The 20,047-nt window shown below is 73.5% G+C and carries 19 protein-coding genes; 6 read left to right on the forward strand and 13 right to left on the reverse strand.

Features of this window, described 5'->3' with window-relative positions:
* Nucleotides 1-21: 21 nt before the first annotated feature.
* Complete coding sequence (locus ABZY13_RS10910; RefSeq protein ID WP_356629045.1) at nt 22-1,296, reverse strand: extracellular solute-binding protein; 1,275 nt, start codon at nt 1,294-1,296, stop codon at nt 22-24.
* A 237-nt stretch (nt 1,297-1,533) separates the two neighbouring features.
* Between ABZY13_RS10910 and ABZY13_RS10915 the strand changes: the two genes are divergently transcribed.
* The gene (locus tag ABZY13_RS10915; RefSeq protein ID WP_356629047.1) at nt 1,534-1,755 is read left to right on the forward strand and encodes a dodecin; all 222 of its coding nucleotides are present in this window, start codon (nt 1,534-1,536) and stop codon (nt 1,753-1,755) included.
* 170 nt (nt 1,756-1,925) lie between these two features.
* Here the strand turns inward: ABZY13_RS10915 and ABZY13_RS10920 are convergent, their stop codons facing one another.
* Entirely contained in the window at nt 1,926-2,417 is a 492-nt protein-coding gene (locus tag ABZY13_RS10920; protein WP_356629049.1) for a hypothetical protein, read from the reverse strand.
* An 86-nt stretch (nt 2,418-2,503) separates the two neighbouring features.
* Between ABZY13_RS10920 and ABZY13_RS10925 the strand changes: the two genes are divergently transcribed.
* On the forward strand, nt 2,504-3,517 hold the full coding sequence (locus tag ABZY13_RS10925) for an LLM class flavin-dependent oxidoreductase (RefSeq protein WP_356629051.1): 1,014 nt from the start codon (nt 2,504-2,506) through the stop codon (nt 3,515-3,517).
* Here the strand turns inward: ABZY13_RS10925 and ABZY13_RS10930 are convergent.
* The 5 genes from ABZY13_RS10930 to ABZY13_RS10950 form a co-directional block, all read right to left on the reverse strand.
* Nucleotides 3,469-4,386 carry a lysophospholipid acyltransferase family protein gene (locus ABZY13_RS10930; RefSeq protein WP_356629053.1) on the reverse strand — a complete coding sequence of 306 codons (918 nt, stop codon included), beginning with the start codon at nt 4,384-4,386 and terminating at the stop codon, nt 3,469-3,471. The genes ABZY13_RS10925 and ABZY13_RS10930 overlap by 49 nt on opposite strands.
* Entirely contained in the window at nt 4,386-5,159 is a 774-nt protein-coding gene (locus ABZY13_RS10935) for a GNAT family N-acyltransferase (protein ID WP_356629055.1), read from the reverse strand. The genes ABZY13_RS10930 and ABZY13_RS10935 overlap by 1 nt, the downstream gene beginning before the upstream one ends.
* A 226-nt stretch (nt 5,160-5,385) precedes the next feature.
* The gene (locus ABZY13_RS10940) at nt 5,386-6,135 is read right to left on the reverse strand and encodes a succinate dehydrogenase/fumarate reductase iron-sulfur subunit (RefSeq protein WP_356629057.1); all 750 of its coding nucleotides are present in this window, start codon (nt 6,133-6,135) and stop codon (nt 5,386-5,388) included.
* Entirely contained in the window at nt 6,132-8,081 is a 1,950-nt protein-coding gene (locus ABZY13_RS10945) for a fumarate reductase/succinate dehydrogenase flavoprotein subunit (RefSeq protein ID WP_356629059.1), read from the reverse strand. Before ABZY13_RS10945 ends, ABZY13_RS10940 begins: the two co-directional genes overlap by 4 nt.
* 1 nt (nt 8,082) lies before the next feature.
* A complete protein-coding gene (locus ABZY13_RS10950) occupies nt 8,083-8,790 on the reverse strand; it encodes a succinate dehydrogenase (RefSeq protein WP_356629061.1) in 708 nt (235 codons plus the stop codon).
* Between the two features lie 84 nt (nt 8,791-8,874).
* Here ABZY13_RS10950 and ABZY13_RS10955 point away from each other — a divergent pair, with 84 nt between their 5' ends.
* Nucleotides 8,875-9,759, forward strand: coding sequence for a LysR substrate-binding domain-containing protein (locus ABZY13_RS10955; protein ID WP_356629063.1), 885 nt, complete (start codon nt 8,875-8,877; stop codon nt 9,757-9,759).
* Nucleotides 9,760-10,212: 453 nt separating this feature from the next.
* Here the strand turns inward: ABZY13_RS10955 and ABZY13_RS10960 are convergent, their stop codons facing one another.
* The 3 genes from ABZY13_RS10960 to ABZY13_RS10970 form a co-directional block, all read right to left on the reverse strand.
* Nucleotides 10,213-12,342 (reverse strand): EAL domain-containing protein, encoded by a 2,130-nt coding sequence (locus ABZY13_RS10960; RefSeq protein ID WP_356629065.1) that lies wholly within the window; start codon nt 12,340-12,342, stop codon nt 10,213-10,215.
* Nucleotides 12,339-13,151, reverse strand: a complete 813-nt coding sequence (locus tag ABZY13_RS10965) for an SAM-dependent methyltransferase (RefSeq protein ID WP_356629067.1) — start codon at nt 13,149-13,151, stop codon at nt 12,339-12,341. Before ABZY13_RS10965 ends, ABZY13_RS10960 begins: the two co-directional genes overlap by 4 nt.
* 298 nt (nt 13,152-13,449) lie before the next feature.
* On the reverse strand, nt 13,450-14,406 hold the full coding sequence (locus ABZY13_RS10970) for an SCO0930 family lipoprotein (protein WP_356629069.1): 957 nt from the start codon (nt 14,404-14,406) through the stop codon (nt 13,450-13,452).
* Nucleotides 14,407-15,179: 773 nt separating this feature from the next.
* Between ABZY13_RS10970 and ABZY13_RS10975 the strand changes: the two genes are divergently transcribed.
* A complete protein-coding gene (locus tag ABZY13_RS10975; RefSeq protein WP_356629071.1) occupies nt 15,180-15,308 on the forward strand; it encodes a hypothetical protein in 129 nt (42 codons plus the stop codon).
* A 30-nt stretch (nt 15,309-15,338) separates the two neighbouring features.
* Nucleotides 15,339-16,103, forward strand: coding sequence for a hypothetical protein (locus ABZY13_RS10980; protein ID WP_356629073.1), 765 nt, complete (start codon nt 15,339-15,341; stop codon nt 16,101-16,103).
* 178 nt (nt 16,104-16,281) lie between these two features.
* Here the strand turns inward: ABZY13_RS10980 and ABZY13_RS10985 are convergent, their stop codons facing one another.
* Entirely contained in the window at nt 16,282-16,770 is a 489-nt protein-coding gene (locus tag ABZY13_RS10985; protein WP_356629075.1) for a hypothetical protein, read from the reverse strand.
* A gap of 335 nt (nt 16,771-17,105) precedes the next feature.
* Here ABZY13_RS10985 and ABZY13_RS10990 point away from each other — a divergent pair, with 335 nt between their 5' ends.
* Nucleotides 17,106-17,768 carry a class F sortase gene (locus ABZY13_RS10990; protein WP_356629077.1) on the forward strand — a complete coding sequence of 221 codons (663 nt, stop codon included), beginning with the start codon at nt 17,106-17,108 and terminating at the stop codon, nt 17,766-17,768.
* A 38-nt stretch (nt 17,769-17,806) separates the two neighbouring features.
* Here ABZY13_RS10990 and ABZY13_RS10995 read toward each other — a convergent pair whose 3' ends face one another.
* Both ABZY13_RS10995 and ABZY13_RS11000 read right to left on the reverse strand, forming a co-directional pair.
* On the reverse strand, nt 17,807-18,637 hold the full coding sequence (locus ABZY13_RS10995) for a polysaccharide deacetylase family protein (RefSeq protein WP_356629079.1): 831 nt from the start codon (nt 18,635-18,637) through the stop codon (nt 17,807-17,809).
* Between the two features lie 116 nt (nt 18,638-18,753).
* Nucleotides 18,754-19,935 carry a CapA family protein gene (locus tag ABZY13_RS11000; protein WP_356629081.1) on the reverse strand — a complete coding sequence of 394 codons (1,182 nt, stop codon included), beginning with the start codon at nt 19,933-19,935 and terminating at the stop codon, nt 18,754-18,756.
* Nucleotides 19,936-20,047 lie beyond the last annotated feature (112 nt).

Below are 20,047 nucleotides of genomic sequence, written 5' to 3' on the forward strand. Positions count from 1 at the left end.
CCCGCGCCACCGGGTCCGGCGTCAGGAGACGGAGACCGTCAGCGCCTCGGTGATCCGCTGCGAGGCGCGGCGGGCCTCCGTCGCCGGGTCGGCGCCGGTCAGCACCTTCGTCATGTACTCCTTGATCGGGTTGTCCGCCTCGACGTTGGCCCACTCGGGAGAGGAGGGGGTCGCCCGGCCCCGCGCGGCGCCCGCCGCCATCGCGGCGACCCCTTCCTCGCCGGCGACCGCGTCGGCCAGCGTCGTCTTGTTGGGCACGTAGTTCATGGTCCGGGCCAGTTCGGTGTTCCACTTCTCGCCGGCGAGCGCCTCCACGACCGCGACGGCGGCCTCGCGCTGGTCGGTGTTCCTCGGCACGACCAGGTCGGAGCCGCCGGTGAAGACGGCGCCCGGCTTGTCGGCGCTCCGGCCCGGCACCGGGAAGAAGCCCAGCTTGCCCTTCAGGTCCGGGTTCCGCTCGACGATGGCGCGGGCGAGGCCGGGCACCGCCACGATCTGCGCGACCCGTCCGTCGGCGAACACCCCGGCCTGCGGCGGGTGTTCCTCGTCGGCGTCGACCGGGCCGTCGCCGAGCGCCTGGAGCCGCCGGTAGAAGTCCATGCCGCGCAGGGCGGCCGGGGTGTCCAGCGTGCCGTACCACGAACCGCCGCGCTGCTCGGCGAGTTCGCCGCCCTCCTCCCAGATGAAACCGGAGAGCGTGTACCAGTCCTGGCCCGCGAGGTAGATGCCCTGGCGGCCGTCCCCGTCGAGCTTCTCGGTGACCGCCAGCCACTCGTCCTGGGTCTTCGGCACCCCGGTGACGCCGGCCTCGGCGAACAGGTCCTTGCGGTAGATGACGACGCGGTTGGCCGCATACCAGGGGATGCCGTACTGGGTGGAACTCTGCTGCCCCGGTTCGGCGAGGCCGGGCAGCCAGTCGCGCATCCCCCAGTCCCGCATCGACTCCAGCGTCAGGTCGAGCAGTCCGCCGCCGGCGACGTACTGCGGGACCTGGGTGTTGCCGACCTCGATGACGTCCGGCCCGTTCGCGCCCTCCTCCCCGGCGCGGGCGTCGAGCTTGGCGTGCACCTTCTCCCCGATGCCGGTCCATTCCTGGATGCGGATGTCGAGGTCGAGGTCGCCGTGGGCGCTCTCGAAGTCCTCGGTGAACCGGTCGATGAACTCCCGGGAGGCGCTGTCCTTCATCAGCCATACGGTGACCGTGCGCCGCTCGCTCCCACCCCCCTGCGGCACGAGTCCGCAGGCGCCGGCCAGGGAGGCGGACACGCAGACGAGGGCGAGGAAACGAAGTCTCACGGTGGTCCTGTTCTGTCTGACGGACAGGGGGAAGGGACCCGACGTGGGGGGCCGAGTCCGGGACTCGGACGGGTGTGCCGATTTTGGTATGGACCAATGCGGAGGTCAAGACCGGTGCGGTCACCGTCCGGGGACGGCCGACGTCTCGCGCTCCGCCTCGGCTTGGGGCACGGTGGAGTGACGTGTGACACACGCGCGGCCGAAGAGGCGGCGGAGGAACGGAAGGGGAGCACCCGTATGTCGAACCACATCTACCGGGTCACCGAGATCGTCGGCACCTCGCCCGACGGCGTGGACCAGGCGGTCCGCAACGCCATCGGCCGCGCCTCGCAGACCCTGCGCAACCTGGACTGGTTCGAGGTGACGCAGGTCAGGGGGCAGATCGAGAACGGGCAGGTGGCGCACTGGCAGGTGGGCCTGAAGGTGGGCTTCCGGCTGGAGGACGCGGACGCGGGCTGAGGGGCGGACGCAGGGGCGGGCCGAGGCGCGCTCCACGCGGCGGCCGGCGGTCGGCGGCGTCCCGTGCGCCGGGTTGCGCCGGTGTCGTGCGTCGGGTCCCGTGTGCCGGGTGTCGGGTCCCGTGTGCCGGGTGCGTCGGGCGAGCCGGCGTGCGGGGTGCGCGAGGTGCTTCAGGTGCGGCCCTCCTTCTCCTGGGCCGCCTTCAGGTCGGCCGACGGGCTCGCCCAGCGCGCCCGCACCACGGTGAACCCGGCCCGTTCGGCGTCCGCGCACACCAGTTCGTCGTCGTCCACGAGGACGCGGACCGTGCGGGTGCGGGCGAGCCGGCGCAGGATCTGGAGCTTGGTGAAGCGGGCCGGCCTGCGGTCGTCGTCGCGCCGCATGTACACGCGGCCCTCGGGCAGTCCGTGCCGGGCCAGCCACTCCAGTGTGTCGCGCCGGCAGCGCTCGGGACGGCCGGTGAGGTAGACGACCTCGCACTCCTGCGCGCTCGCCGACGCCAGGGCCAGCCCCTCGGGGAGCGGCGGGTCCTGGGGCGCCGCCGCGAAGAAGGCGTCCCAGTCGCGCGGCCTGCGCTCCAGGAACCGCTGCCGGTGGGCGGTGTCCGCGAGGGTGTTGTCCAGGTCGAAGACGGCGAGCGGCCGTGCGCTGTCGGCTGTCACGCCCCCAGCCTAGGCACCCGCCGCGTCCGACGCCTGCGGCGCCCCGGCTCGGGGAATGCCGCGGCGCGGACGGCGTTGAACCGGGTGTGACTTCCGTGATCGGCGCGACCCGTTTCTCCGTGCTCGACCGTTCCCGCATCCGTGAGGGGCACGCGGACGCCGAGGCACTGCGCGACACCGTGCGGTTCGCCCAGAAGGCGGAGCGGCTCGGCTATCACCGGTTCTGGGTGTCGGAGCACCACGGCGTGCCCGGCGTCGCCGGGTCCGCTCCCACCGTCCTGGCCGCCGCGGTGGCCGCCGCGACCTCCACGATCCGGGTCGGCACGGGCGGGGTGATGCTGCCCAACCACCGGCCGCTGGTGGTCGCCGAGCAGTTCGGGGTGCTGGAGTCCCTCTTCCCGGGGCGGATCGACATGGGGCTCGGCCGGTCGGTGGGGTTCACGGACGGGGTGCGCAGGGCGCTGGGCCGCGGCAAGGAGGACGCCGAGGACTTCGCGGCCCAGCTCGACGAGTTGCTCGGCCGGCTCCGGGGCACCTTTCCGGACGGGGTGCGGGTTCGGCCCGCTGCGGGGCTTTCGGAACCGCCGTTCGTGCTGGCCATGGGCGAGGGGGCCGCCGTGGCCGCCCGCGCGGGGCTGCCCATGGTCATCGGCGACCTGCGCGACCGCGCGAAGATGCTGCGCGGCGTCGAGCGCTACCGCGCCCACTTCCGCCCCTCCCCCTGGGCGCGGGAGCCGTACGTCGTCGTCTCGGGCACGGTCGCGGTGGCCGCGACCCCCGAGGCGGCCCGTCGGCTGCTGGTTCCGGAGGCCTGGTCGATGGCCCACTCCCGTACCCACGGCACGTTCCCGCCGCTCCCGCCCGCCGGACGCGTCGAGTCCCTGGCCCTGTCCCCCAAGGAGCGCGACCTGTACGAGTCCGGGCTCACCGGCCATCTGGCGGGCACCGAGGAGCAGGTGGCGGACGGGCTGGAGACGCTGCTGAAGGAGACGGGCGCCCAGGAGGTGCTGGTCACGACCAGCACGTACGACCGCGACGCCCTGCTGGACTCCTACCGGCGGCTGGCGCGCGTCGTCGCCTCCCGGGCCGCCGGCCGTTGAGCCGTCCCCTCCTGCGCCGTCGCCTCCCGGACGGTCACCTGACGGGGCATCACCGGCCGCCCGGACGGAGCGATCCGCGCGGTGTGGTCGCCGCCCGGAGCGGTGTGCGGCTGGGCGGCGCGGGCGAGGGCCCGGCGGTCGGGGTGGGCGCCGGGCGCAAGGGGCGGCCGTATGTCCACCTCGGCGACCAGGCCGCGGGTGGAGGCGACCCGCCACAGCGAGGCGAGCAGGGAGTCCTCGCCGACGAAGGCGGGCGCGGTGCTGGCCGCGCCGTCGGCGAAGCGGTAGTGGAGGCGGACCGGCTGCACCGGCACGCCCGCGTCCAGGGCGGCCTGGAAGACGGCCCGGCGGAAGGCGCCCTGGGCCCGGCCGCACCAGGTGCTGCCCTCGGGGAAGACACCCACCGCCGCCCCGGAGCGCAGGGCGCCGGCGATGTCGGCGACCGTCCCGGGCAGGGTGCGCAGCCGGTCGCGTTCGATGAACACCACGCCCGCCCGCGCCGCCAGCGGGCCGGCGACCGGCCACTGCCGGATCTCCGTCTTGGCGATCATCCGGGCCGGGCGGACGACGGCGAGCAGCGGGATGTCCAGCCACGAGATGTGGTTGGCGACCAGCAGCAGCCCGCCGGCCGGTACGGGGCCGCCGGACAGGCGGATCCGCACCCCCGCGGCCCGCACGACGGCCCGCGACCACACCCGCACCAGCCCGGCGGGGACCCGCCCGCCGAGCGGCAGCAGCACGATTCCGGCCAGCACCAGCAGCGTCACCGCGGCGAGCCGCAGCACGGCCCGCGGCGCGGCCACCGCCCGGTCCGCGGGTTCGACACACGCCCCGGGGGTGCAGGGCGCACTCGGCAGCCAGACGCTCATCAGGACGGGACGAGCGAGAGGAAGTGCTTCAGGTAGCGGGCGTTGACCCGGCTCATCGGCAGCAGCACATAGAGGTCGGCGACCCCGAAGTCCGCGTCGTGGGCGGGCTCGCCGCACACCCAGGCGCCGAGGCGCACGTAGCCGCGCAGCAGGGGCGGCAGGTCGGTGTGGCCGGCCGGGCGGGCGACGCCCTCGGGGTTCCACGGCGTCAGCGGCCGTACCCGGTACTCCTCGGGGGCGAGATTCTTGGCCCGGACGCGGTCCCAGGTGGCGGCGGCGACCGCGCCGCCGTCGGCCAGCGGGATCGAGCAGCAGCCGGCCAGCCACTCGTGGCCGCGGTCGACCATGTAGCGGGCTATGCCGGCCCAGATCAGGCCGATGACGGTGCCGTCGCGGTGGTCGGGGTGCACGCAGGAGCGGCCGACCTCGACGAGTCCGGGGCGGATCGGGTCGAGGCGGGTGAGGTCGAACTCGCCCTCGGAGTACAGCCGGCCGGCGACCGCGGCGCGCTCGGGCGGCAGCAGCCGGTAGGTGCCGACGACCTGGTCGGTGAGGGTGTCCCGGACCAGCAGGTGGTCGCAGTAGGCGTCGAAGGCGTCGATGTCGTGGCCCGGCTGCGGGGTGGACAGCAGGGCGCCCATCTCGCCGGCGAAGACGTCGTGGCGCAGCCGCTGGGCGGCGCGCACGTCGTCCTCGTCGCGGGCGAGGGTGACGGTGTAGCGGGTGGGAGCGGCTGGCTGCGGGGGGCGGTCGAGCGTGGAAACGCCGGTCATGTCACTCTCCTGGTCGGGCCGGGGACGGCGGAGCGCGGAGCGGGGCCGGCGCCGTGTGTCCGGCCGTCACAGTTCTTCCGATTCCGGCTGTCCTGCGCGTGACCCGTGCGCGGAGAGCGGGTGTGAGCTAGTTGAATGCCCGGGGTGCACGACGGGGCCGGGATGAGCACCGCTCCCGGCCCCGCCCGTCCGCACCCTGCCGGCGAACGTTCCTCAGCTGCCGCGTCTAGCCCCTGGCCACCTTGCGGGTCGCGCGCAGCCACTCCTTGTTCATGCTCGTGATGGACGTCAGCGGGATGCCCTTGGGGCAGGCGGTGGCGCACTCGCCGGTGAGGGTGCAGCCGCCGAAGCCCTCCTCGTCCATCCGCGCGACCATGTCCAGCACCCGGGTCTCCCGCTCGGGCGCGCCCTGCGGGAGCACGCCGAGGTGGTTGACCTTCGCGGAGGTGAACAGCATCGCCGCTCCGTTGGGGCAGGCGGCCACGCAGGCTCCGCAGCCGATGCACTCGGCGTGCTCGAAGGCGAGGTCGGCGTCCGCCTTGGGCACGGGCGTGGCGTGCGCCTCGGGCGCGGAGCCGGTGGGGGCCGTGATGTAGCCGCCGGCCTGGATGATCCGGTCGAAGGCCGAGCGGTCCACGACCAGGTCCTTGATCACCGGGAAGGCGGCGGCCCGCCACGGCTCGACGTCGATGGTGTCGCCGTCCTGGAAGGAGCGCATGTGCAGCTGGCAGGTGGTGGTGCGCTCGGGCCCGTGGGCGTCGCCGTTGATGACGAGGCTGCACGCGCCGCAGATGCCCTCACGGCAGTCGTGGTCGAAGGCGACGGGGTCCTCGCCCTTGAGGATGAGTTCCTCGTTGAGGGTGTCCAGCATCTCGAGGAAGGACATGTCGGGTGAGACGCCGTCCACTTCGTACGTGGACATCGCGCCGTCGGCGTCGGCGTTCTTCTGCCGCCAGACGCGCAGGGTGAGCTTCATGCGTAGCTCCGCTGGGTGGGGTGGACGTACTCGAAGGCCAGGTCTTCCCTGTGCAGGACGGGCGCCTCGCCGGTGCCGGTGAACTCCCAGGCGGCGGCGTAGGAGAACGCGTCGTCCTTGCGGGCGGCCTCGCCGTCGGGGGTCTGGGACTCCTCGCGGAAGTGGCCGCCGCAGGACTCGGTGCGGTGCAGCGCGTCGAGGCACATCAGCTCGGCGAGTTCGAGGTAGTCGACGATGCGGTTGGCCTTCTCCAGGGACTGGTTGAACTCCTGGCCGGTGCCGGGGACCTTGATCCGCCGCCAGAACTCCTCGCGGATCTGCGGGATGCGCTCCAGCGCCTTGCGCAGGCCGCCGTCGGAGCGGGACATGCCGCAGAACTCCCACATCAGCTCGCCCAGTTCGCGGTGGAAGGAGTCGGGCGTGCGGTCGCCGTCGACGGCCAGCAGCAGGTTGAGGCGGTCCTCGGTCTCGGCGAGCACCTCCTGCACGACGGGGTGGTCCGCGGTGACCTCCCCCTGGCGCGGGGTGCGGGCGAGGTAGTCGTTGAGGGTGGCCGGCAGCACGAAGTAGCCGTCCGCGAGGCCCTGCATGAGCGCGGACGCGCCGAGCCGGTTGGCGCCGTGGTCGGAGAAGTTGGCCTCGCCGATGGCGAACAGGCCGGGGATCGTGGTCTGGAGGTCGTAGTCGACCCACAGGCCGCCCATCGTGTAGTGCACGGCCGGGTAGATGCGCATCGGCACCTCGTACGGATCCTCGTCGGTGATCCGCCGGTACATGTCGAAGAGGTTGCCGTACCTGGCCTCGACGGCCTTGCGGCCCATGCGCCTGATCGCGTCCGCGAAGTCGAGGTAGACGCCCTGTCCGCCGGGGCCGACGCCGCGGCCCTCGTCGCAGACGTTCTTCGCGGCGCGGGAGGCGATGTCGCGGGGCACCAGGTTGCCGAAGGACGGGTAGATGCGCTCCAGGTAGTAGTCGCGTTCGTCCTCCGGGATCTGCGCCGGCGGGCGGGTGTCGCCCTTGGCCTTCGGCACCCAGATGCGGCCGTCGTTGCGCAGCGACTCGCTCATCAGCGTCAGCTTGGACTGGTGGTCGCCGGTGCGCGGGATGCAGGTGGGGTGGATCTGGGTGAAGCAGGGGTTGGCGAAGTACGCGCCGCGCCGGTGGGCCCGCCAGATCGCGGTCGCGTTGGAGTTCATGGCGTTCGTCGACAGGTAGAAGACGTTGCCGTAGCCGCCGGTGGCGAGGACGACGGCGTCCGCGAAGTACGTGTCGATCCTCCCGGTGACCAGGTCGCGCGCCACGATGCCGCGGGCCCGCCCGTCGACGACGATCAGGTCGAGCATCTCGGTGCGGGCGTGCATCTCGACGTTCCCGGCCGCGATCTGCCGGGACAGCGCCTGGTAGGCGCCGAGCAGGAGCTGCTGGCCCGTCTGGCCGCGGGCGTAGAAGGTGCGGGAGACCTGGACGCCGCCGAAGGAGCGGGTGTCGAGCAGGCCGCCGTACTCGCGGGCGAAGGGCACGCCCTGTGCCACGCACTGGTCGATGATCTCGACGGAGATCTGCGCGAGCCGGTGCACGTTGGACTCTCGGGCGCGGAAGTCGCCGCCCTTGACGGTGTCGTAGAACAGCCGGTGGATCGAGTCGCCGTCGTTGCGGTAGTTCTTCGCGGCGTTGATGCCGCCCTGCGCGGCGATGGAGTGGGCGCGGCGCGGCGAGTCCTGGAAGCAGAACTGGACCACCTTGTAGCCCTGTTCGGCGAGGGTGGCGCCGGCCGAGCCGCCGGCGAGGCCGGTGCCGACGACGATCACCGTGTGCTTGCGCCGGTTGGCCGGGTTGACCAGCTTCGCCTCGAAGCGGCGCTTGTCCCAGCGCTCGTGGACGGGTCCGGGCGGCGCCTTCGTGTCGGCGATCGGCTCGCCCATCGTGTAGTTGGCGTAGTCGCTCATGTCAGCTCACCACTCCGGTCATGACGCCCACGGGGACCGCGATGAAACCGGCCGTGAGCAGCAGTGCGAGGACGTCGGCCGAGGCCTTGAGGGCGCGGTCGCGGGTGCGGCTGCCGACGCCGAGGGTCTGGGCGGCACTCCAGAAGCCGTGCCGGATGTGCAGGCCGAGGGCGAGCATCGCGACGATGTAGATGACGTTGCCGTACCAGGTGGAGAACGTGTCCAGGACGTTCTGGTAGGGCTTGCCGTGCTCGAAGCCCCCGGTGTGCACGGTGCCGGTGGTCAGGTCGAGGATGTGCCAGACGATGTAGAGGCCGAGGATGACGCCGCCCCAGCGCATGGTGCGCGTCGCGTAGGAGGCCCGCGGCTTCTTGTGGACGTAGCCCCTGGGCCGCGCCCGGATGTCGCGGCGGCTGAGCTGGTAGGCGGACACTCCATGGGCGACGACCGCGACGACGAGGACCACGCGGATGAGCCACAGCGTCCACTCGTAGTGCATGAACGGTTCGCCGAGGGTGCGGATCCAGTGCGCGTAGCCGTTGAAGTCGCCCGGCCCGAAGAAGATCTTCAGGTTTCCGTACATGTGGACGACCAGGTACAGCAGCATGATCACGCCGCTGACCGCCATGACCGCTTTCTTGCCGACGGTGCTGTCCCACATCGTGCGCGCGAACGACGGCCGTCGGTCCGTCCGCGTTGCCAGAGCCATGTCCTCAGACGTTAGGGGGGAGAAACCCCATCGGTCCAAGACATGGTCCGGCTTGATTCGATAGGGCGGGCCTATGATGCGAGGGTGCAGTTCCAGCAGCTCCAGTACTTCGTCGCGGTCGCCGAGACCCGGCACTTCACCCGTGCCGCGGAACTCGTCCACGTCGCGCAGCCGTCACTCTCGCAGCAGATCAGGGCGCTGGAGCGGGAGCTGGGCGCGGACCTCTTCCTGCGGGCCCGCGGCAACATCACCCTCACCGACGCCGGGGAGGCGCTGTTGCCGCTGGCCCGGCGCATCCTCGCCGACGCGGACACGGCCCGGCACGAGGTGCAGGAGCTGGCGCAGCTGCGGCGCGGCCGGGTGCGGCTCGGGGCGACGCCCAGTCTGTGCACCGGTCTGCTGCCGGACGTCCTGCGCGCCTTCCACGACCGTTATCCGGGCATCCGGCTGATGATCGAGGAGGGCGGCTCGCACGATCTCGTACGGCACCTGGCGCGCGGCGCGCTGGATCTGGCCCTGGTCGTGCTGCCGCTGCCGACGCCGTCGCCGGCGCTGACCACGGTGGAGCTGCTGCGCGAGGACCTGGTGGTGGTGTCGTCGCCGGAGACGCCGCGGCCGGGCCGGGGCCGGCGCACGGTGCGGATCGCCGATCTGGAGGGCGAGCGGCTGGTGATGTTCCGGCACGGCTACGACCTGCGGGAGCTGACCGTGGCGGCGTGCCGGGCGGAGGGGTTCGAGCCGGACTTCGCGGTGGAGGGGGGCGAGATGGACGCGGTGCTGGGGTTCGTGCGGGCGGGGCTGGGCCTGGCGGTGGTGCCGCGGATGGTGGCGGCGCGCTCGGGGCGGGGGCTGCGGGTCACCCCGCTGGCGCGGCCGGGGCTGCATCGCACCATCGCGCTGGCGCACCGCAGCGACGTGGCGCCGCCGCGGGCGGCGCGGGAGCTGCAGCGGATGCTGCTGGAGCGGTGACGGGGCCGACGCCGCCGTTCCTCCGCCGGGCCGGCGTACGGCGTCGTGGTCCGGCGTACGGCGCCTCGGCGCCCGGCATGTCGTCGGGCGCGGCGCACATCGGCAGCACCGGCGAGTCGTCGGTGCGCGGCACGCCCGGCACGTCGGCGGGCGCCCCGCCACGGTCGGCGCCCGGCACACTCCCGTCGCCCCGCGTCACGGCGGCCGACGGCGCATCGGGCGACACACGGCAAGTCCGTGCGCGGCACGGCGGCACGCCCGGCACGTCGGCGGGCGCCCCGCCACGGACGGCGCCCGGCACACTCCCGTCGCCCCGCGTCACGGCGGCCGACGGCGCGTCGGCGGGGGCACGGACGTCGGAGGGCGCCTCGACGACCGACGGCGCCTCGGCGCACCCCCGGCGCGCACTGCAAGGCCCGGCGCGCCGGTGGCGCGGCCCCGGGGCGGACCGCGCTACGCCCGCGTGTCCGCCATCGCCAGCTGGTGCAGCCGGTCCGGGGGGCCCGGGCGGGCGTAGTACCAGCCCTGGGCCGTGTCACAGCCCAGGAGGCGCAGTTGCTCGGCCTGGGCGCCCGTCTCCACGCCCTCGACCGTCACCGTGAGGTCCAGGCTGTGGGCGAGGGAAACGATCCCCTCGACGATCTTGAGGTCCACCGGGTCCGCCGGGAACTGCTGCATGCCCTGGGTGAAGGAGCGGTCCAGCTTGAGGACGCTCACCGGCAGGCGGCGCAGGTTGGCGAGGTTGGAGTAGCCGGTGCCGAAGTCGTCCAGGGCGATGTCGACGCCCATCTCGGCGAGTCGGCGCAGCGGTTTGAGCAGGTCGTCGTCGGCGCCGATGAGGGCCGACTCGGTGACCTCCAGGCACAGCGCGTCCGGCGTGACGCCCTCGGCGTCCAGGATGTCGACGGTGTCCTGGACCAGACCGGGGTGGGTGAGCTGGCACGGCGAGAGGTTCACGTTGATCCGCAGCGGGCCGGCGTGCCGCTCCCGCCACGCCTTGGCCTGGCGCACGGACTGCTCCAGCACCCAGCGGCCCAGCGGCACGATCAGCCCGGTGTGCTCGGCGAGCGGGATGAACCGGTCGGGCCCGAGGACGCCGTGCTGCGGATGCAGCCAGCGCACCAGCGCCTCCGCGCCGCGCACGCTGCCGTCGCCGAGGTGGACGAGCGGCTGGTACTCGATGAAGAACTCGCCGCGTTCCAGGGCGGTCGGCAGCGCCGTGGTCAGCCCGTGCCGGGTGATGGCGCGGGCGTCGGCCTCGGCGTCGGCCGTCTCGTAGCGGTTGCCGCCCGCCGACTTGGCCCGGTACATGGTGATGTCGGCGCTGCGCAGCACCTCGGCCGCGGTGCGCTCGCCGGCGGCGCCCTCGACGATGCCGATGCTGCCGCGCACGGTCAGTTCCCGGCCGTCGACGCTGATCGGGGCGAGCAGGGCGTTCATGATCCGCGCGGCCAGCTCCTCCACCTCGCGCCGGGAGTCGGGGCCGGTGGTCAGCGCCACGAACTCGTCGCCGCCGAGCCGGGCGACCATCTCGCCGGGAGCGGTGGCACAGGCCTGGAGCCGGTCGGCGACCTCCACGAGCAGCCGGTCGCCGGCCGCGTGGCCGAGGCTGTCGTTGATCGTCTTGAAGCCGTCCAGGTCGAGGTAGCACAGCCCGAACCGCCGGCCGTCGCCCGCGGCGAGGACCTTCTCCAGCCGCTCGGAGAACAGCGTGCGGTTGGGCAGGCCGGTCAGCGCGTCGTGGGTGGCCTCGTAGCGCAGCCGCAGATTGAGCAGCCGCCGCTCGGTGGTGTCCTCCATCAGGGCCAGCTGGTACTGCGGGTTGCCGTCGGCGTCGCGCAGCAGGGAGACGGTGAGGTTGGTCCACAGGGCGGTGCCGTCGGGCCGGTAGTAGGCCTTCTCCACGTGGTAGTGGTCGCGTTCGCCGCGCACCAGTTCCTCGTACAGCCGCCACACCTGCGGCGCGTCCTCGGCGTGCGTCCACTCGCGGACGTTGCGGCCGCGGACGTTGTGCTCGGTGCCGCCGAACATGCGCATCAGGGCGTCGTTGGCCTCCAGGACGTTGCCGTCCAGGTCGGCGATGCCGATGCCTATCGCCGCGCCCTCGAACACCGCGCGGAAGCGGGCCTCGCTGCTGTGCAGGGCCTGTGCCACCACGCCCTGGGCGCGCAGCGCGGCCTGGGCGATGGACTCCTGCTCGGCGAGGGTGCGTTCGCGCAGCGCCTGGGCGTACCCGGCGGCCATGGCGTGCTGGAGGCGGGAGGAGCGGGCCCGCAGGTCCTCCTGGGGACCGCTGCCGCCGCAGTAGAGCACCAGGTAGGCGTCGACGCAGTCCAGGCTGCGGCTGAGCGCCTCCGGGTCGGTGCAGTGCGCCTCGACCAGCGCGGCGCCGACCTCACGGCCGGCCGCCGCGTCGAAGCCGCGGGCGCGCAGGGCCACGCTCAGCCGCCGCGCGAGCGGCAGCAGTTGCTCCTCGAACTCGCGCCGGGTCAGCGACGAGGCCGTCACCGGGTACACGGCCCGGCTCCAGATCGTCGCGAACCGGCGCAGTCTGTCCTCCGGCCCGTCCGGTTCCGCGCTCACGCCGTACGCCCCACACCCGCGAAACCGGAGAACGCGTAGGGGTCCTCGTCCTCGGGCGCCGTCTCCGGCCGCCAGGCGGCCAGCGGCACCAGTCCCGGTTCCACCATGTCGTACCCCTCGAAGAACCGCGCGATCTCGTCGCGCGAGCGCATGATCAGCGGGTTGCGGATGTTCTTGTACACGTCGACGGTGCCGCCCGCCCGCTCGGGCGGCAGCGGGATGCCGTCGTAGGCGGCGTGCGTGAGCACCAGCATGCTGCCGCGCGGCAGCGCGTCCCTCAACTGCGCGACCGCGCCGTAGGGGTCGTCCGCGTCCTCGACGAAGTGGAGGACCGCGACCAGCAGCAGGGCGACCGGCCGGTCGAGGTCCAGCAGCCGCTCCACGGTGGGACTCGACAGGATCTCCTGGGGCTTGCGCAGATCGGCGGCGAGCACGTCGGCGTCGGCGTTGCCCTCCAGGACCGCCTGGCTGTGCGTGACGGCGACCGGGTCGTGGTCGACGTAGACCACGCGGGCGCCGGGATGGGCGGCCTGGGCCACCTCGTGGACGTTGCCGAAGGTGGGTATGCCGGAGCCTATGTCGAGGAACTGCGTGACGCCCTCGCCGACCGCGAACCGCACGGCGCGGCGCATGAAGGCACGGTTCGCCTGCATGATCTTGGGGAGTCCCGGCATGAACTCCATGGCCTTGCGGGCCGCCTCCCGGTCGACCTCGAAGTTGTGCGAACCGCCCAGGTAGTAGTCGTAGATGCGTGAAACGCTCGGCACCGAGATGTCGATGCTCCGGGGGGCCCAGGCGGGACGCTCCATCTACTTCTCCAAGGCGTAGGCGATCCGGTGTTCGAGCAGAGGCTACTGATCGTCCGCCAAAGGAGCGAGCCGAAACGGAAATTGACCGTCCGTTCCCGGTCACTGCCTGTGGCTCGTACCGAATCGTCGCGCGGCGCGGAGCGAGGCGCATGTGCCTCGGGGAGTTGCCCGAGAGTTCCGGATCGTGCTGGTGCATTCCGACAAAAACGGCCCGCCTCCTGCGAGGGGAGCGCAGGGGCGGGCCGCGGGGGGAGGCGCACGGGGAGAGGCCGGCCGGGGAGCCGTTCCGGCGGGGTGGCTACCGACCCTTCGCGGGCGCGCCGACCGGTTTTCCGTCGGGCGCCACGGCGAACCAGGTGCCGCCCACACCCTGGCCGTTGGTGTCGCCGGGCTTCTCGTCCCCGGCGAAGGTGTAGATGGGCCAGCAGTCGATCGTCTGCTGCCCGGCGCCGTCGGGCCGGGTGAAGCTCATCAGTCCCTTCTTCTCCACGCCCTTGGTGTCGGCCGCCTCGACCGGCGCGACGACCGGCCACTTGTCCAGGCATGCCCCGGTGCACGCCGAGACGGGCTTCGGCCAGGCCTCGTCCTCGAGGAAGCGGTAGACGGTGTTGCCGTCTCGGTCGACGACGATCTCGCCGAGCTTCGGGTCCTCGCGGGTGGACAGCCCCGGCAGGTCGGCGAGCCGGGCCTTCTTGCCGTCGGGCGCGAGCGCGTGCCAGGTGCCGTTGACCCCTTGACCCTTGGTGTCGCCGGGGTCGACGTCCTCGGCGAAGCGGTACGCCGGCCAGCCGCCGACGGTGAGCTGCTTGGTGCCGTCGGACCGGGTGACCTCGCCGAGCAGCGATTGGTCGACGCCCTCGCCGGCGGAGGCGTCGTCCGCGGGGACCGGCGGCCAGGCGGTGGCGCAGTCGCCGTCGCAGGTGGACCTGGGCGGCTCGGCGGTGTCCTCGTCGAACCGGTAGAGGGTGCGTCCGCCGGCGTCGGTCAGCAGCTCGCCGAGTTGCGGGTCGGCCGCGACGGCCAGCTCGCCCGCGGGGGCGGCCTGGGCGGCCGCGTTCTGCTCTCCGGGCGCGGCGCCCGCGCCGGTGTCGGTGCCCGCGCCGATGCCCGTGCCGCCGTATCCGCCGGCCGGCGCCGTGGCGCCGGCGTTCTGGCCGGCCGGCCCGTCGGCGCTGTCCTGACCGCACGCCGTTGTCAGCGCCAGCACTGCCGCGGCGCTCGCCACGACAGAGGCGCTCCGCCAGGAGGTCTTCATCTCAACTCCCCGATCATCGCAAGGTGTCGCGGCGCCCTGCTGGGCCGTCGCACGACCAGGGGTACGGGCGGGGGCGGCCGGCGTGTTCAACCGCGTCGGTTTTTTCTTCTCCCGCACGGTCCCGCCCTCTCCCCGACGACCCCGCGCTCTCCCTGACAACACCGAGTTGTCCCTGGCAACCCCGAGAGCGGCGTTTCCCTCGTTCGGACCAATCCACCGCGGCCCGCCCACGGCCTGACCCGCGACGGCCCATGCTCGGCATCGTGCATGGTTGCCGACCGACCCATTCGCCTTTGCCCACAAGGCTGTTGGCCCTCCTGGCGCTCGCCTGGGCGCTCGCCGGCGCCCCGGCCGGCGTCGCGGTGGCCGACGCGTGCGCCCACGCCTCGACCGGACCGGACGGCACCGAGGCGGTGTCCGTCGCGGGGAGCCGCACCTGGCCGCCCCCTCCGGGCTGCCCCCACCCCACGCCGCCCCCGACGCCCACACCGACGCCCACCCCTACCCCGACCCCCACCCCGACTCCCCCCGAGCCGACCCCCACCCCGTCTCCGTCTCCCCCGCCGGCCCCACCGCCCCCGCCGCCGAGGCCGACACCGGCCCCCGCACCGCCCCCGCCGCCCGCGGCCCGCCCGGCACCACCCCCGCCACCGGCCCCCACGCCCTCCACGACCCCCCGGCCGACGCCGGCACCGCGCCCCGAACCGACGCCACCGCCCGCCCCGGCGCCGTCCCCGTCGCCCTCGCCCGCCCCCCGCCCCTCGGCGTCCCCCGTGAGCTACCCGGAGTACCGCACGGCCCCGCGCACCCGCACCCGCGGCCGCGGCCACTCCCCCCTCACCCACGTCCTGCTGATCACCGTGCCCGCGCTGGTCGCCGTCGCCGCACTGCGGCCGCGCTGACGGCCGGCCCCAGATCCCCGGAGGATCCCGTTGCCGGAATGGCTTGTTCTCACCCTCGCGATGGTTGCCGCCTGCACCCTGGTGGTGGTCATCACCCTGCTGCGGCACCGCTCGGCCTCCGACGACGAGGACCCCTCGGAGACGCCCGACGTCATCGAGTACATGACGATGTGGATCGGCGTCATCTACGCCATCGTGCTGGGCCTGGCCATCGCGGGCGTCTGGGAGGCCCGCAACGTCGCCCAGGACCATGTGCAGGCCGAGGCCCAGGCGCTGCACGAGATCTCCGAGCGGGTCCGCGTCTACCCGGCCGACGTGCGCAACCGCATCAGGGAGGACGTCAACACCTATGTCGGACACGTCGTGACCGACGAGTGGAAGGCGATGGCCGACAAGGGCGAGGTCACCGAGCGCGGCGCCGAACTGCTGGACCGCATCCGCGCCGGCGTCACGGACTACGAGCCGAGGACGGACTTCGAGGCCCAGGCATACCAGCCGCTGGTCGACCAGGTGGCCGCCGCCGACCAGGCGCGCACCGGCCGGGCCAACGCCACCGGACCGACCATGCCGGGCGTGGTGTGGTTCGGGCTGGTGATCGGGGCCGTGATCACGATCGGGATGATCCTGGCGCTCCAGATCCGGCGCACCCCGCGCGAGCTGATCCTCGCCGCGCTGTTCTCCGCGCTGATCGCGTTCATCCTCTTTCTGATCTGGGACTTCGACGCGCCGTACAGCCGCGGCATCACGGCCACGGCCGACCCGTTCCTCACGCTCTTCCCCGGGGCCGGGGGCTGAACGCCCCTCCCCGGGGGCCGGCGGGGACGCCGGCTCCTGACACACCCTCGAACCCCGGCGCCCCGCACAGGCCTTCGCCCCGGACGGCCCTCACGGGGTCCGGGGCGAAGGCCTGTGCGGCGTGCGAGGTCGAAGCGTGCGTGCGATGTCGACGTGCGAAGGGAAGACAGCTGCGGCCTCAGAGCGTGTGCCGCTCCGAGCGCCGGCGCATCCAGAACAGCCCGCCGCCGACGACCGCCGCCGCCACCAGGCCGCCGCCGATCGCCATGTCGGTCGGCGTCGCCCCGGTGGAGCTGCTGCCGCCGAGACCGCCGCGGACGCCGCCGATGACGGTGAACGCGGCCGGGCGGGTCAGCGTGCGGCCGGAGCAGTTGACGGTGATGTCGTACGAGCCCGGACGGGCGTTGCTGTGGATGGTGGCGGTGCCCTTCGCGGTCTCGTTGGCTCCGTGGATCGGCGTCAGGGTGGCGGTCGAGAACGCGCCGGACGTCATGGTGCCGCCCTTGGGGCAGCCGTCGACGGTGACCGTCAGCTGGCCGCCGCGGGCGATGACGCTGGGCAGGGCGACGATGTTGCTCGGTGTGTCCCACGCGACGGCCGCCGGGGCGGCGAGCCCGAGGGCGGCGACCGCGGCGGCAGAGACCGCCAGGGCACGAGAGTTGCGCATGTCATCCTCCGCGGAAGACGCCCCGGGACCCGTCCCCGGTCGATCGGCGAGAAAGCGTCTCCCGCAACGACCCTCGATCGCCCGGGACGCGCCCGCATGTCGGGAATGGTCCGTCCTAGTGAGACAACACGCCGGGCGAAAAGCACACAATCGGATATTGTCGCAGGTCACGGACCGTCAGGAAATTTCTGTGCGCGGCAACTCGGATGGCGCACCCGAAGGCCGCAGCGGCCACCCGTTCGTCTCCGCCCCCGTCGCCGGTTCCCGGCGCTGCGCTTAGCGTTCTGTCATGCGCGAATGACGTGGCGACGGCCGCGTCGAGAGGGGATTGCCGAATGTCTGTTGCCGAGCTGGCCGAAGAGGAGGAGCGGCGGAGGAGGCGCGCCCCGTGGGGCGTGATAGCGCTTGTTCTGCTGACCGGTCTCGCGCTCATTCGGAATGGTTCGGGCGAGTTCGACGTCGGGCCGCCGCAGCCCGCCCCGGCCGCCGCCGCGGACGCCGGCACCACCCCGGACACCTTCCTCAACGCCCCGCAGCCGCTGCCGTACTCGGTGCCCGACCGGGTCAGGATTCCCGCCATCCAGGTCGACGCGCCGATGATGCCGGTGGGCCTGGACGCCGAGGGCTGGGTGGACGCGCCGCCGCCGGAGGACCCGAATCTGGCGGGCTGGTTCACCGGCGCGGTGGCGCCCGGTGAAAAGGGCACCGCGGTGGTGGTCGGCCATGTCGACAACCAGCGCGGCCCGGCGGTCTTCTACGGTCTGGGCGCGCTCAAGCGGGGAAACCTGGTGGAGATCACCCGGCAGGACGGGAAGACGACGGTTTTCGAGATCTACGGCGTCGAGGTGTTCGAGAAGAACAATTTCCCCGGGGACCGGGTCTACGGTTCCAAGGGTGCCGCCGAATTGCGGGTCATCACCTGCGGCGGCGGTTTCTCCCAGCAGAACGGCTACGACGGCAATGTGGTCGTCTTCGCCCGCCTGGTCGAGGTCCGCTGAGCGGGCCCCGGCCGGGCGGGCGCGGGCCGTGCGGACGCTCACGGCCGGTGCCGGCGGGGCACGGTGACGCGGTAGCCGTCGTCCAGCAGGCGCGGCAGATAGTCGCGCAGCGCCCGTACGCTCTGTGAGCGGTCGCCTCCGGCGTCGTGCGAGAGCACCACCACTCCGGGGGCGGCGCCGTTCTCCACCCGTTCGGCGATGGTGCGCGCGCCGGGCTCGGTCCAGTCGAGGGTGTCGACCGTCCAGGCGAGGGGTTCCATGCCCAGTTCGGCGCCGAGCTGGAAGGCCGCCCGGTTCCAGGCCCCGTAGGGTGCGCGGAACCAGCGGGGGCGCTCTCCGCAGGCATCCTCGACGACGTCGCTGGTGCGCTCCATCTCGGAGCGGATCCGGCCGCGGCCGAGCCGGATGAGCAGGGGGTGGGACCATGTGTGGTTGCCGACGACGTGGCCGTCGTCCGCCATCTCGGCGATCAGGTCCTTGCGGGCGGCTGCCATCTCCCCGCACACGAAGAACATGGCGCGCACGTCGTAGGCGCGCAGGGTGCGCAGGACGTCGGGGGTGTAGCGGGGGTCGGGGCCGTCGTCGAAGGTCAGCACGATGGTGCGGCCCGCGCCGGACATCCGCAGCAGCGGCGCGCGGCGTACCAGGGTGCGGGTGGGGGCGGCGGCGGGCGGACCGTATCCGGCCAGGGGCTGGAGTCGGTGGGCGGAGGGCTTGAGCGGGCGGCGCGCCGGGGGCCCGGCGGCCGGGGCGGGGGCCTGCCCGCCGCCCGTGCCCAGGCCGAGCAGCCCGCACGTCCCGGCCGCGCCCAGGGCGCCGGCGCCGAGGAGCAGGGCACGGCGCCGCGTCGGCAACTGGTCCTTCGTCATGACTCATCAGTCGCCCACCGCGGACCCGACGCACCACAACGACACCGGGGCGGCGGTGCGAAAGCACCCGTGCGGCCCATGCCTCGCCCGTCGGCCGGGAGGGCCCGGCGCGGTTGTCATCGCCCCATGACCAGCCCGTCCTCGGCCGCGCCCCGGCTGAGGACCACCCGCCGGATGCGGTCGCGCACGGCGGTGAGGTCGGCGCCCTCGGCGAGCGCGGAGTTGAGGTTCACCACGCGGCCGGCGTCGACGTCGAACCACTGCGGCACGAACTCGGCCCGGGTCACCCGCCACCGTTCGCCGGGCCGGGCGGGCGGGGCGAAGGTGAAGCGGCCGACGGTGGACTGGTTGCCGCGCGGGTCGGGCAGCCGCTGGTGGTTGGTCATCTCGCCGGCGATCTGGTCGCCCATCCCGTAGATCACCCAGGTGCCGTTGACCTTCTCGTACGCCTGCGGGACGTGGGCGTGGGTGCCGACGATGAGATCGATGTCCGGCCGGCCCCGGGTGGCGGCGGCGGTGAGCGACCGGGCGAGGGAGAGCTGCCGCTCGTCCGGCTCGTCCTGCCACTCGGTCCCCCAGTGCAGGGAGACGACCACCACGTCGGCGCCCGCCTGCCGGGCCGCGCGGGCGTCGGCGACGATCCGGGTCCCGTCGATCAGGTTGACGGCCCAGGGCCGGTCGGCGGGGAGGGGGTGGCCGTTGGTGTCGTAGGTGTAGGCGAGGTGGGCGACGCGCGCCGGGCCGGCCGGGATGATCGTCGGGGTGTGCGCCTCGGCCGGGGTGCGCGCCGACCCCGCGTGCCGCACGCCGGCCCGGTCGAGGGCGTCCAGGGTGCGGCGGATGCCGTCGGCGCCGTCGTCGAGGCTGTGGTTGGAGGCGGTGGAGCAGCCGTCGTAGCCGGTCTCGGCGAGCGCCAGGGCGACCTCGGGCGGGGACTTGAACAGGGGGTAGCCGGTGTAGTGGCCCGCCTCGCCGTAGACGGTCTCCATGTGGCACAGGGCGAGGTCGGCGCGGGAAACGACCGGCCGGATGCCGGAGAGCATCGGCCCGAAGTCGTGGCCCCGGCCGCCGGCGTCGAAGGCCGCCTGCTCGATGACCGAGGTGTGCGGGAGGACGTCTCCGGAGGCGACCAGGGTGAACCCGCGCGCCTCGGCGGAGGCCTCGGCGGACGGGGCGGGGGCGGGACGGCCCCGCGCGGCGGGCGGTTCCTCGCTCCGGGCCTGGCAGGCGGCGGCCGCGGCGAGCAGGGCCGTGAGTGCGAGGGCCGCCTGCCGTCTGCGTGCGATGGATACGAACATCAGCTCACCCCAATGCAGTCGTATTTACGCACAAATAGGTACGAAGTTGGAGCCGTGGCCAAACTGCCCCAGGGGCCCCTTTAACCCGTCCGGTGTGCGCGGGCGGCGGCCC

It is taken from the genome of Streptomyces sp. NPDC006610, assembly GCF_040611575.1.
Lineage (GTDB): Bacteria > Actinomycetota > Actinomycetes > Streptomycetales > Streptomycetaceae > Streptomyces.